The sequence below is a fragment of the Shewanella sp. ALD9 genome, assembly GCF_002836315.1.
Taxonomy (GTDB): domain Bacteria; phylum Pseudomonadota; class Gammaproteobacteria; order Enterobacterales; family Shewanellaceae; genus Shewanella.
The window spans coordinates 282,250-295,211 of record NZ_PJCD01000002.1 but is presented as its reverse complement, the minus strand read 5'-3'; the positions used below and the strand labels follow the sequence as shown (position 1 = coordinate 295,211).

The following is a 12,962-nucleotide window of genomic DNA, read 5'->3' as shown; positions in this document are numbered from 1 at the left end:
GCAGTTTACATGTTGATAACAATAGTTATACATAGTTTTAATACGAAGTGATTGTAATTAAATCACTTTCAATGATGTTTTTGTGAATTAAAGCAAATAATACTTGTAATTAAATTACAGTTTTGTATAATTCACTTCGTCGACAAGCAATGTGTTTGTCGACTCTAGTTAATCCAGGATGGATATAACCTCCAAGGATCTGAGTGACAAGTTGTCTCAATGGATTTGAGAAATGTACGTTCCAGGGAACCGAGCCAAGCTTTACTAGGTTTATACAACTTTACTTTAATCAGGAGCATGACTATGTCTTATACAGGTAACAGCAAATTTTATTGGCAGAACACTTGGTTTGCCGACGTAACAGTTTTACGTGGCGGTATATTCGCCATGAAACGTTAAGAATTGACCCTCTTTACGTAGTGTTAATATCCATCAACCTTTTGTTCGTCTCGTTTGACGGTTTTAGACAGGGTGGTAAATTAATTAATTTATCGCCACATCACGTTAAGTGGTGCTAGCTTTCCTTTCCCCATATGGGATGCTTGTAACATGTCTGCCTACTCTATTGAGTAGGCTTTTTTTTGTCTTAAATTCAGCTAGCTTTTAGTTAGATTCAAGCTAATTGGTTAGTAGCTAATTGATTAGTGCGCTATATAAAAAACTGAAATCTTTCAACAAAAAGGCTATTGATAGCTATAAAGGTCGTAAGTATTTATAATTCCCCGCAATAAAGTAAGCCCTCTGTAATGATGTCGACTCAGCGAGTATGGTCAGTAGCACAAGGCTTACCGCATCCTCATCTGTAGCAATTTAACCATTAATCCAATGTTAACCTTTGCCCAAGGAACCCCGTTCCATGTTAGAAAAACTATTTAAACTTAAACAGAACAACACCAGTCTTAAGCAAGAGGCTGTGGCCGGTCTGACTACTTTTTTAACGATGGCCTACATCATTTTTGTTAACCCTATGATGCTTGCTGATGCAGGGATGGATCATGGTGCAGTATTTGTTGCCACATGTTTAGCTGCTGCCATCGGTTGCTTAGTTATGGGGTTATTAGCTAATTACCCGATTGCATTGGCTCCGGGTATGGGACTGAATGCTTTTTTTACTTACACCGTTGTTGGTGAAATGGGTTATAGCTGGGAAACAGCACTTGGCGCGGTCTTTATGTCAGGAGTGTGTTTCTTAATTTTATCCTTAGTTAGGATCCGAGAGTGGATAGTCAACAGTATTCCAATGTCGTTACGTTTTGGTATCGCAGCTGGTATTGGATTATTTTTAGCCTTAATTGGCTTAAAAAATGCCGGTATTGTAGTGGCTAGCCCTGCAACATTAGTGACTATGGGCGATATCACCTCATTTCCTGCATTGATGGCTGCGTTAGGTTTCTTCTTAATTATTGCTATGGTTCAACGTGGCTTAAAGGGTGCTGTTATTTTCAGTATCCTAATTGTGACTGTTCTGGGAATGATATTTGGCGATGTGCAATACCAAGGCTTAATTTCAATGCCACCGTCTATTGCACCAACATTTATGAAGATGGACTTGTCTAGTGTATTAGAAGTAAGCATGTTATCGGTGGTTTTTGCCTTCTTGTTTGTCGATTTATTTGATACATCAGGTACCTTAGTCGCTGTTGCTCAACGTGGCGGACTGCTTGATGAAAAAGGCCGTTTACCTCGAGTAAAACGTGCCTTAACCGCAGACAGCGTCGCCACGATCACTGGTGCTGCATTGGGTACATCAACTACCACTAGCTATATTGAAAGTATCGCAGGGGTGAGTGCAGGTGGTCGCACAGGTTTAACTGCCGTTGTAGTTGGATTACTGTTTTTAGCGGCGTTATTTGTGTCGCCATTAGCGGGTATGGTGCCAGCGTATGCCACAACTGGAACCTTGTTTTATGTTGCTATTTTAATGATGTCTGGCCTAGTCAATGTTGATTGGGAAGACTTAACTGAAGCCGCTCCTGTTGTCGTGACTTGCTTATTAATGCCGTTAACCTTTTCTATTGCCAATGCTATTGGGCTTGGGTTTATTTCTTATGCTGCGATCAAATTGATGACAGGGCGTTTTAAAGATTTAAATCCAGGTATTTTAGTGGTGGCCGCATTGTTTATTGCCAAGTTTATTTACGGTTAATTAGCTGTCCATGAGTACAGTGAGTTAATATATTGGCTAAAGCCAATATAAAAAAGGGCTATTAGCCCTTTTTTTGTTTTTCTAATAAGGCGCCAATAACTACCCTATTGCAGCTCAATGCAACTGAGTTAGCAGAATTAAGGACTGTTTGATAACTATTTATTAACCTGAAAATGGTTAATCTAGACAAATATTCCAGTATTAGCGGCTTTCACTATGAATTATCGAGTGAATTGGGTATAAAAATGAACTGAATATTTTTTGTAAGCTGAGTAATACAAATGGGTTATCGCCGCGTAGTAGTTAAGTTAGGCACCAGCGTGCTGACATCGGGCAGTAAAAAGCTTGATAAAGCACATATGGTTGAATTAGCCAGGCAAATGGCCTCGCTTATGCGTTCAGGCGTTGAAGTCGTATTGTGTACATCAGGCGCTATAGCTGCTGGGCGAGAGCATTTACAATATCCGGTGTTGCCAGACACTATGGCCAATAAACAGTTACTTGCAGCTGTGGGTCAAAGTCAGTTAATTTTGGCTTGGTCACAATTGTTCGGTATTTACGGGTTGCATGTTGGCCAGTTATTGTTAACTCGTGCTGATTTACAAGATCGTGAACGTTACCTTAATGCGCGCGACACCTTAAATGCATTATTAGCTCATAATATTATCCCGATAATTAATGAAAATGATGCAGTTGCAACCAATGAGATTAAAGTGGGTGATAATGATAATTTATCAGCCCGTGCAGCCTTACTTTGCGATGCTGATTTACTTATCTTACTGACCGACCAAAAAGGCTTATTTGATGCCGACCCACGCACCCATCCCGACGCACAGTTAATTAAACAAGTTGTCAATATTGACGACAGTTTACGTTTATTGGCTGGCGGTTCAGTGTCAGGACTTGGAACGGGCGGAATGGCGACTAAACTTGAAGCGGCGGATGTGGCTCGACGAGCGGGCATAGAAGTTGTCATCGCTTCCGGTCATCATCCTGATGTTATTGCCAAAGTGGCGGCGAGGGAGTCTGTCGGTACTCATTTTAGTGCAATCGAAAATCCATTAGAAAGTCGCAAACAATGGATATTGGCTGGTCCTGCTTCACAAGGTAAATTAGTTGTAGATGCTGGAGCATCGGTTGCCGTTGTTGCTAATGGTCGTAGTTTATTATCTAAAGGCATTGTCGATGTTGAAGGCAATTTTGAGCGCGGGGCGACCTTACTGATTGTGAATCAAACCGGTAAGATTTTGGCTAAAGGCATTAGCCGATATTGCGCCAATGATTTAACCAAAATTAGCGGTAAACATTCTGATGATATAGAAAGTCTACTGGGCTATAACTACGGCGATGCCGTGGTTCATCGCAATGATATGGTCGTACTTGATAATTAAGGATAAACATATGTCAGCCACAGAAACAGAATATTTAACTCAATTAGGGCAACGTGCTAAGGCTGCAAGTTTTATTTTAGCGAGTTTAACAGCGAAACAAAAAAACGTATTGTTAGCTACGATTGCAGACCACTTAGCGCAGCGGAAAAATGATATTTTACAAGCGAATGCACAAGATATCATTGCAGCGAAGCAAAGTGGTTTAACCGAAGCCATGATAGATAGGTTGATGCTGGACGAAGGGCGGCTAGGCGGAATTATAGCTGACATTGATAATGTCATCGCACTAGCCGACCCTGTCGGCAAAGAAGCTGACAGTCGGGTATTGGATAACGGCTTACGCTTAACTCGTCGCAGTGTCCCATTAGGTGTGGTGGGGGTTATTTATGAGGCTCGGCCAAATGTCACCGTTGATATTGCCGTGTTGGCGTTAAAGACCGGTAATGCAGTGATTTTGCGTGGCGGTAAAGAAACCCTAACCTCAAATAAAGTGCTAAGTGAAGTTATCCGTGATGCATTGGTGAGTTTAGATTTACCTAAAGATGCCGTGCAGCTCATTGATTCACCAGAGCGGAGTCTTGTCAGTGGCTTACTAAGACTCGACAAATATGTTGATATGATTATCCCTCGTGGTGGACAAAACCTGCAGCGATTGTGTGCTGAGCAATCGAGTATTCCTGTCATTTTAGGCGGCATTGGCATCTGTCATTTATTTGTCGATAAACAAGCCGATTTAGTGCGTGCAATCGATGTGATTGCCAACGCTAAAGTTCAACGCCCGACTGTGTGTAATGCCTTAGATACATTATTAATACATCAACAGGTTGCTGCCGAATTTATTCCTAATATTGCCTCACATTTACACTCACTTGGGGTTCATTTCCATGCTTGTGCAATGACTTTACCTTATCTTGATGGGTTAGGTTTTGATGTTACACCTGCACATGATGAATCGTTTTCAACAGAGTGGTTATCGCTCACGTTAGGGATCAAAGTGGTTAACGATATTGACGAAGCCGTGGAGCATATCCGTCATTATTCTACAGGACATTCTGAAGCCATTTTAACGGATAATATTCACACAGCGAATGACTTCATGAATCAAGTAGATTCCGCCGCAGTGTATGTGAATGCCAGTACTCGTTTCACCGATGGTTCACAATTTGGTCTTGGCGCTGAAGTGGCCGTGAGCACCCAGAAATTACATGCCCGTGGTCCAATGGCGTTAGATGCACTGACCACATACAAGTGGCTAGCTTGGGGTGATTACACCTGTAGGCAATAATGCATTTTGTTGTACTTATAACAATAAAGGGCGCAAATAAGCGCCCTTTATTGTTTGTGCTGAGAGACGCTATAACAGAGCGCTATAAATTATAAATAAGATGACTGGGCGTTACTGGCTCAACCAAACGTTCATAGGTGGTTAATAACCAAATTGCAAAAAAGGCACAAGTCATTAATATCGCCACAATTCTAAATGCTTGCGCGTATTCCATCACATAAGTGAAATATCGACGTTGTACTGCATTGGTCATAAAAGTGGCGATAAGTGAAAATACACACAAATACATAGCTGGATATTGTGTGGTACTTACGCCATAAAACTTTTCATAAACTAGAATTACCATAACAATTGCTAAGGTAACAATGCGTATCTTACGTTCGGTATTATCACTGAAATTCCATCTTGGCAGTCCCATTGCCTTACTTCCTCTACAATCATTTGAATTTTTAGTACTTTTTTAAACATCTATATATACTTTTATAACGCTAGTTGTATTTTTTATCAAATGATTAGCGTTATTTAATGCTTTTGTTTGCAGTGTGACAGCAAAATACGACTAACACCGCTGAAATGCCAAGCAGGTTAATATGATATAAACCAATGTCGATTGAAAATGAACGATGTGCTTAATAAACTCAATACTGGTATGAGTAACGATTATATCGCTATTACAATCTAACTCATCATTAGAGTGGGTGACTTTCGGTAAAGTATTAACGTGTCTACGCTTTGTTACTGCACTATTCCGGCTGGTTTTACTGTTTTTTTCACTATTTCGCTTATTTTGGCAGTGGTTGTGATTTATTGTTCATCCATCTTACCTTATTGGTATGGCCCGCATAAAAAAACCCATAAAACAGGATAAATATTTACTTATCCCCTTGTAATTCACTTTGTTGTCCCAATATAGGTATCAAGGCTGATATGAGTGGTTAATTTTGAATCTCAAGTTAAGCAACAAAATGCTTGAAATACTTGTTGTTCATCCCCATATCAACATCAAATAACATATTTGTGACGACTAACGTCAATTTCGGAGGACCCCATGGGCAAAATTATTGGTATCGATTTAGGCACAACAAACTCGTGTGTAGCAGTCCTTGATGGCGGCAAAGCACGCGTAATTGAAAACGCAGAGGGTGATCGCACAACCCCATCAATTATCGCTTATACCGATGATGAAATTATTGTAGGCCAGCCAGCAAAGCGTCAGGCTGTAACCAACCCAACAAACACATTCTTTGCCATCAAGCGTTTAATCGGTCGTCGTTTTAAAGATGACGAAGTTCAACGTGATGTGAACATCATGCCATTCAAAATTATCGCAGCTGATAATGGTGATGCATGGGTTGAGTCACGTGGTAACAAAATGGCACCACCACAAGTTTCAGCTGAAATCTTGAAAAAGATGAAAAAGACTGCTGAAGACTTTTTAGGTGAAGAAGTGACTGAAGCGGTTATTACCGTTCCTGCTTACTTTAACGATTCACAACGTCAAGCCACTAAAGATGCTGGTCGTATCGCAGGTCTTGATGTTAAGCGTATTATCAACGAACCTACTGCTGCTGCACTTGCATACGGTATCGACAAGAAACAAGGCGACAACATTGTTGCTGTATACGATTTAGGTGGTGGTACATTCGATATCTCTATCATCGAAATTGACAGCAACGATGGCGACCAAACATTTGAAGTACTAGCAACCAATGGTGATACTCACTTAGGTGGTGAAGACTTTGATAACCGTATGATTAACTATTTAGCTGATGAATTCAAAAAAGACCAAGGCTTAGATCTTCGTAGAGATCCTTTAGCAATGCAACGTTTGAAAGAAGCCGCTGAAAAAGCAAAAATCGAGCTTTCAAGTACTAACCACACTGAAGTTAACTTGCCTTACATCACTGCTGATGCATCAGGTCCTAAGCATTTAGTGGTTAAAATTACTCGTGCTAAGTTAGAGTCATTAGTTGAAGATTTAATTCAACGTACTCTAGAGCCGCTTAAAGTTGCACTAGCTGATGCTGATTTATCAATATCAGATATCAATGAAGTGATTCTTGTGGGTGGCCAGACTCGTATGCCTAAAGTACAAGAAGCAGTCACTAACTTCTTTGGCAAAGAGCCTCGTAAAGATGTTAACCCTGATGAAGCGGTTGCTGTTGGCGCGGCGATTCAGGCTGGCGTACTTTCTGGTGAAGTGAAAGACGTACTTCTACTTGACGTTACCCCACTATCTCTTGGTATTGAAACCATGGGCAGTGTGATGACAAAGCTTATCGAGAAGAACACCACTATCCCGACTAAAGCTCAGCAAGTATTCTCAACAGCTGATGACAACCAAAGTGCCGTGACTATTCACGTACTTCAGGGTGAACGTAAGCAAGCGAGTGCTAACAAGTCATTAGGTCAATTTAACCTTGAAGGTATTGAGCCAGCACCACGTGGCCAACCACAGGTTGAAGTGATGTTCGACATTGATGCTGATGGTATCTTACATGTGTCTGCAACAGACAAGAAAACAGGTAAGAAACAAAACATTACTATCAAAGCCTCTTCAGGTTTATCTGATGAAGAAGTTGAACAAATGGTACGTGATGCAGAAGCTCATGCTGATGAAGATGCTAAATTTGAAGAGTTAGTTAAAGCGCGTAATCAAGCAGATGGTTTAGCTCATTCAACTAAAAAACAAGTTGAAGAAGCTGGCGATGCACTAGCTAGTGACGAAAAAGAAAAGATTGAAGCAGCAATCGCAACTTTAGAAACTGCCATAAAAGGCAAAGATAAAGAAGCCATTGATACAGCAACTCAAGCGCTAATCGAAGCGTCTGCTAAGTTAATGGAAATTGCTCAAGCTAAAGCTCAAGGTGAAGCAGAAGGTCAAGCGCACGATGCTGGCCAAGAAAAGCCTGCTGATGATGTTGTTGATGCTGAGTTCGAAGAAGTTAAAGACGACAAAAAGTAATTAGCAATTTCAGCTAGTTACCGTTAAAGCGGGCGTTGGGGGTATCCTCAAACGCCCGTTTGTATAATTTAAGTTTAACAATTTACTCACACCTTCGAGAAACAGAACACTATGTCAAAGCGTGATTATTACGAAGTTCTCGGTGTTGGACGTGACACCAGTGAACGCGAAATTAAAAAAGCGTACAAACGCTTAGCGATGAAGTTTCACCCAGACCGTAATCCGGGTGACAAAGCCGCAGAAGCTAGCTTTAAAGAAATTAAAGAAGCGTACGAAATTTTAACCGACAGCGACAAAAAAGCGGCTTACGATCAATTTGGTCATGCTGGCGTCGACCCTAATCGTGGTGGGCACGGCGGTGGCCAAGGTGATTTTGGCGATATCTTTGGAGATGTATTCGGTGATATTTTTGGTGGTGGTCGCCGTGGTGGTGGTCAACGTCAAGCTGCGCGCGGTAGTGACTTACGATACAACCTTGAATTGTCTTTAGAAGAAGCCGTACGCGGCTTAACCAAAGAACTGCGAATTCCTACTTTAGCTGCCTGTGATTTATGTGACGGGAGTGGTGCTAAAAAAGGCACATCTGCAACCACATGTGGTACGTGTCATGGCCAAGGCCAAGTGCAAATGCGTCAAGGTTTCTTTGCTGTTCAGCAAGCGTGTCCTACTTGTCATGGTCGCGGTAAAATCATTAAAGATCCTTGCGGCAAGTGCCATGGTGAAGGTCGAGTTGAGAAAAGCAAAACCTTATCAGTTAAAATTCCTGCTGGTGTCGATACAGGCGATCGTATTCGTCTTACTGGCGAAGGTGAAGCGGGCGAGTTTGGTGCTCCACCAGGTGATTTATACGTTCAAGTTAGTGTGCGAGAACACGCTATCTTTACCCGTGACGCCAATAACCTTTACTGTGAAGTACCTATTTCATTCAGTAAAGCAGCATTAGGCGGCGAGATTGAAGTACCGACATTAGACGGTAAAGTTAGCCTTAAAATCCCAACAGAAACCCAAACAGGGCGCATGTTCCGCCTACGCGGCAAAGGGGTTAAGTCGGTCCGTAGCCATGCAGTAGGTGACTTACTGTGTAAAGTGGTAATGGAAACACCGGTTAACTTGAATGAAAAACAAAAAGAGTTATTGCGTGAGTTTGAAGCAACGTTAACTGGCGAATCAAAAAAGCACAGCCCTAAAGCTGAAGGCTTCTTTGATGGCGTTAAAAAGTTCTTTCAGGATTTAAACAGTTAATCGCGATGATCTAGCGACCTCGTTAAAGGCTGTTTACTTTGGGTAAGCAGCCTTTTTTATTGGCGAATATCGTCAATTTATCCTATTAACATTAGGCGTTAACATGTCATTTTCAGCGTTATCACTCGATTCAAGTTTATTAGCCGCATTACCGCCGACAGTGAATCAGCCGAGTCGTATTCAGCAACTGGCTATTCCAACTATATTGGCGGGGCAAGATGTGTTGGCATTAGCCCAAACCGGCAGCGGTAAAACCTATGCTTATGGTTTGCCTGTATTGCAACGCATTAGTCTGCTTCCAACGGCTCATTTGTCTGCCGTGATCATCGTACCGACCAGAGAGTTAGCATCACAAGTATCGCAAAACTTAGTGCCGCTGGCACAATCGCTTAATTTGCGCGTAGAGGTACTGTGTGGCGGTGAAGTAATAGAGCTTCAAATTGATCGCTTAGCTCAACCGGTTAACATCGTCGTTGCTACACCGGGCCGTTTACTCGCATTAGCACAACAAGGTGTTATTGATTTTGAACATCTGCAGAGTTTGGTCCTTGATGAAGCAGACCGATTACTGGACATGGGATTTATCGCTGATATTAATGCGCTGATTACATTAATGCCAAGTGGCCAACGGTTATTATTTTCGGCGACGTTACCCGAATCTTTGGTCGCATTAGCTCAAAAGGTACAGTCTGCATCTTGCGTACGAATTGAAGCGCATGCTTTAAATAGTACCGTGGCTGATATTGATCAAACTCTCTATCACGTCAATAAAGGCAGCAAAGCCAAAGCGCTGATTCATTTAATTGCTTTACATCAATGGTCGCAAGTATTGGTGTTTGTGAATGCTAAAGATGATGCTGATGCATTGTGTAAAAAGTTAATTAAAGCGGGTATTAACGCTGCGGCGCTTCATGGCGATAAAGAACAAGCGCTGCGAAGTAAGACCTTAGAGCAATTCAAAACGGCACAACTGACTGTATTAGTCGCAACCGATGTATTAGCGCGCGGTATTCATGTCGACGCATTGCCAGTAGTCATTAATGTTGATTTGCCTGCCCAAGCAGCAGTATATGTTCATCGTATTGGACGTACTGCACGGGCGGGATTAAGCGGCGTGGCATTATCATTAGTCGGTCATTCTGAATTACTCAGTTTAGAGGCTATTCGAGAATTAACCGGACAGGCATTACCATTAGTTGAATTAGCTGGTTTTGCGGTAACAGACAAACCTATTAGCGAAAACAGTAAGCGAGCGCCGCGCGATAAGCAAGCCAATCGTCGTACCGCCAATAAACGCAGTATTAGTGATTTCGCTAAACGTAAATCAACACGTTAATCAACACATGAATTGTGGCTGATGTTTAATATCGCAAATGGTGCATTGGTCCAGTTGATTGGTATAAAATAAATGAATGATCGATTAGCTTTTTGGCTAAATGAATTTTAAGGGATGACAACATGAAACCTCTCGCGCTAACCCTACTCGTTTCTGCTTTATTAGTTGGCTGTGTTAATAGTCAATCGCCAACAGGTCGAGGGCAAACCTTGTTGTTTTCTGATACCCAGATGCAGCAAATGGGTGCTCAGTCGTTTGAGACAATGAAGCAAAGTGAAAAAACAAGTCAAAACCAAGCGCAAACTCAATATGTGAACTGTGTTGCCAAACGTATCACTGCGGTGTTGCCCGACCAATCGCAGCAATGGGATGTCGTGTTGTTTGAATCAGATCAAGTCAATGCGTTTGCGCTACCTGGTGGCCATATTGGTGTCTATACCGGTTTACTAAATGTGGCGACGAATCAAGATCAATTGGCTACGGTTATGGGACATGAAGTGGCGCACGTTTTAGCACAACATGGAAACGAGCAAGTATCTCGAGCGCAGATAACGGGTCTTGGCATGCAAGCTGCGGATGCCGCATTAGGAGCATCGGGTATTGCCAATAAAGATTTGTACATGGCCGGACTGGGGCTCGGGGCGAATGTGGGCATTATTTTACCTTTTGGCCGCAGTCAGGAATCTGAAGCTGATATTGTTGGTCTTGAGCTAATGGCCAAAGCAGGTTTTAATCCAGCTCAAAGTGTTAATTTGTGGCAAAACATGGCTAAAGCGGGCGGAGCCCAAGGCCCTGAACTGCTATCGACTCACCCGTCACACAGTCACCGAATTGAAGACTTGCAAGCGGCACAGAATCAAGTGATGCCGCTTTATACACAGGCAAGAAAACAGTCTTTGGCTGAGTGTAAAATTGCTCAAGTTAAATAGCGTTTTTTGCCAACATTTACGGGGTTTATTGTGATAAACTCTTGTGCGAATTTTTTATGTTTATTGAGAGAAAATTATTATGTCAGATTTGTTCAGCACTATGGAACAGCATGCTAGCTACGGTGTAGGTCGTCAAATGGGCGAGCAACTAGCAGCAAACTCTTTTGAAGGTATTGATATCCCTGCTGTTCAAGCTGGTCTTGCTGATGCATTTGCCGGTAAAGAAAGCGCAGTATCAATGGAAGAGCTTCAAGTTGCATTTACTGAAATTAGTCGTCGTTTACAAGAAGCACAAGAAGCTGCTGCAGAAGCTGCTGCCGCTGAAGGTGATACATTCCTAGCTGAAAACGCTAAGCGTGACGGTATTACGATAACTGAGTCTGGTCTTCAATACGAAGTGCTTGTACAAGGCGACGGTGAAACACCAACGTATGATTCAACCGTACGTACTCATTACCATGGTACTTTCATCAGTGGTGATGTGTTCGACAGCTCTGTTGCTCGTGGCCAACCTGCTGAATTCCCAGTATCTGGTGTTATCGCTGGTTGGACTGAAGCATTACAGTTAATGCCAGTTGGCACTAAGCTAAAATTATATGTCCCGCATCACTTGGCTTACGGTGAGCGTGGCGCGGGTGCTTCAATCCCGCCTTATTCAGCTTTGGTCTTCGAAGTTGAATTGTTAGAAATTATCTAGTTGTTAAAAACGCCTAAGTTAACTTAGGCGTTTTTGTATATGCTGTTTGTGTGTTTACCTTTAGTTAACACTGGGAGAATGAAATGACTGCAAAAGTGAGAATTGCTGTAGTTGGTGCCAGTGGCCGTATGGGCCGTACACTGATTGAATCTGCTAAACAGCAACAAGTCATAATACTTGGCGCAGCTATTGAACGTACAGGTTCAAGTTTAATCGGTATTGATGCTGGTGTACTTGCTGGTGTTGGCGCGATGAATGTTGCCATTACCGATTCACTGGATAAAGTGGTTGACGACTTTGACGTATTAATTGATTTTACGTCACCTGAATCTTCCATTATTCATCTCGATTGGTGCGCAAAAAATCACAAAGCTATTGTCATTGGTACCACAGGTTTTAATCATGCTCAAAAAGAGCAAATTGGTGCCTATTCAGAACAAGTGCCAGTGGTATTAGCGCCTAATATGTCTGTCGGTGTTAACGTGATGTGGAAGTTGCTCGCACTGGCTACAGAGGTGATGGGTGATTATACCGATATCGAAATAATCGAAGCGCATCATCGGCATAAAAAGGATGCACCGTCAGGTACTGCACTTAAAATGGGTGAAATTATAGCCCAAACATTAGGTCGTGATTTAGACCAATGTGCGGTATTTGGGCGTGAAGGTATTACTGGTGAACGTGATCCTAATACCATAGGTTTTGCAACGGTTCGTGCTGGTGACATTGTCGGTGAACATACCGCAATGTTCGCTGACATAGGCGAACGGCTGGAAATAACCCATAAAGCATCGAGTAGAATGACCTTTGCTAATGGGGCAATGAGGGCGGCTTTTTGGCTCTCCGATCAAAATGCAGGTCTGTATGACATGCAACAAGTATTAGGATTGAACTAGATAATAAAAACACCATTCGTTGGTGTTTTTTTTTGAAAACAATCCTACAAAATATAGACGTAAAAACGAATTTCT

The 12,962-nt window shown here is 42.1% G+C and carries 10 protein-coding genes; 9 read left to right on the top strand and 1 reads right to left on the bottom strand.

The genetic code is table 11. From position 1 onward, the window contains the following. Nucleotides 1-856: 856 nt before the first annotated feature. From CXF88_RS04770 to CXF88_RS04760, 3 genes are all read left to right on the top strand, one after another. Nucleotides 857-2,146 (top strand): NCS2 family permease, encoded by a 1,290-nt coding sequence (locus CXF88_RS04770; protein ID WP_101085784.1) that lies wholly within the window; start codon nt 857-859, stop codon nt 2,144-2,146. A 281-nt stretch (nt 2,147-2,427) separates the two neighbouring features. Continuing rightward, on the top strand, nt 2,428-3,537 hold the full coding sequence (gene proB, locus CXF88_RS04765) for a glutamate 5-kinase (protein ID WP_101085781.1): 1,110 nt from the start codon (nt 2,428-2,430) through the stop codon (nt 3,535-3,537). A gap of 10 nt (nt 3,538-3,547) precedes the next feature. Then, on the top strand, nt 3,548-4,822 hold the full coding sequence (locus CXF88_RS04760) for a glutamate-5-semialdehyde dehydrogenase (RefSeq protein ID WP_101085779.1): 1,275 nt from the start codon (nt 3,548-3,550) through the stop codon (nt 4,820-4,822). 82 nt (nt 4,823-4,904) lie between these two features. Here CXF88_RS04760 and CXF88_RS04755 read toward each other — a convergent pair whose 3' ends face one another. Then, nucleotides 4,905-5,240, bottom strand: a complete 336-nt coding sequence (locus CXF88_RS04755) for a hypothetical protein (protein WP_101085776.1) — start codon at nt 5,238-5,240, stop codon at nt 4,905-4,907. A gap of 630 nt (nt 5,241-5,870) precedes the next feature. Between CXF88_RS04755 and dnaK the strand changes: the two genes are divergently transcribed. The 6 genes from dnaK to dapB all read left to right on the top strand — a co-directional run bounded on the left by dnaK (nt 5,871) and on the right by dapB (nt 12,887). Further along, entirely contained in the window at nt 5,871-7,787 is a 1,917-nt protein-coding gene (dnaK, locus tag CXF88_RS04750; RefSeq protein WP_101085774.1) for a molecular chaperone DnaK, read from the top strand. Between the two features lie 111 nt (nt 7,788-7,898). Beyond that, entirely contained in the window at nt 7,899-9,029 is a 1,131-nt protein-coding gene (gene dnaJ, locus CXF88_RS04745; protein ID WP_011636444.1) for a molecular chaperone DnaJ, read from the top strand. 103 nt (nt 9,030-9,132) lie between these two features. Further along, nucleotides 9,133-10,365, top strand: a complete 1,233-nt coding sequence (locus tag CXF88_RS04740) for a DEAD/DEAH box helicase (RefSeq protein WP_101085771.1) — start codon at nt 9,133-9,135, stop codon at nt 10,363-10,365. A 122-nt stretch (nt 10,366-10,487) separates the two neighbouring features. Then, entirely contained in the window at nt 10,488-11,294 is an 807-nt protein-coding gene (locus tag CXF88_RS04735) for a M48 family metallopeptidase (RefSeq protein WP_101085770.1), read from the top strand. Between the two features lie 79 nt (nt 11,295-11,373). Next, complete coding sequence (locus tag CXF88_RS04730) at nt 11,374-11,991, top strand: FKBP-type peptidyl-prolyl cis-trans isomerase (RefSeq protein ID WP_101085769.1); 618 nt, start codon at nt 11,374-11,376, stop codon at nt 11,989-11,991. 83 nt (nt 11,992-12,074) lie between these two features. Continuing rightward, complete coding sequence (dapB, locus tag CXF88_RS04725; protein WP_101085767.1) at nt 12,075-12,887, top strand: 4-hydroxy-tetrahydrodipicolinate reductase; 813 nt, start codon at nt 12,075-12,077, stop codon at nt 12,885-12,887. Nucleotides 12,888-12,962: the final 75 nt, after the last annotated feature.

Bases quoted from the DNA above. Each gene is read 5' to 3' on its own strand.
- dapB (WP_101085767.1), top strand. From the start codon at position 12,075: ATGACTGCAAAAGTGAGAATTGCTGTAGTTGGTGCCAGTGGCCGTATG.
- CXF88_RS04755 (WP_101085776.1), bottom strand. From the start codon at position 5,240: ATGGGACTGCCAAGATGGAATTTCAGTGATAATACCGAACGTAAGATA.
- dnaK (WP_101085774.1), top strand. From the start codon at position 5,871: ATGGGCAAAATTATTGGTATCGATTTAGGCACAACAAACTCGTGTGTA.
- CXF88_RS04730 (WP_101085769.1), top strand. From the start codon at position 11,374: ATGTCAGATTTGTTCAGCACTATGGAACAGCATGCTAGCTACGGTGTA.
- proB (WP_101085781.1), top strand. From the start codon at position 2,428: ATGGGTTATCGCCGCGTAGTAGTTAAGTTAGGCACCAGCGTGCTGACA.
- dnaJ (WP_011636444.1), top strand. From the start codon at position 7,899: ATGTCAAAGCGTGATTATTACGAAGTTCTCGGTGTTGGACGTGACACC.
- CXF88_RS04735 (WP_101085770.1), top strand. From the start codon at position 10,488: ATGAAACCTCTCGCGCTAACCCTACTCGTTTCTGCTTTATTAGTTGGC.
- CXF88_RS04740 (WP_101085771.1), top strand. From the start codon at position 9,133: ATGTCATTTTCAGCGTTATCACTCGATTCAAGTTTATTAGCCGCATTA.
- CXF88_RS04770 (WP_101085784.1), top strand. From the start codon at position 857: ATGTTAGAAAAACTATTTAAACTTAAACAGAACAACACCAGTCTTAAG.
- CXF88_RS04760 (WP_101085779.1), top strand. From the start codon at position 3,548: ATGTCAGCCACAGAAACAGAATATTTAACTCAATTAGGGCAACGTGCT.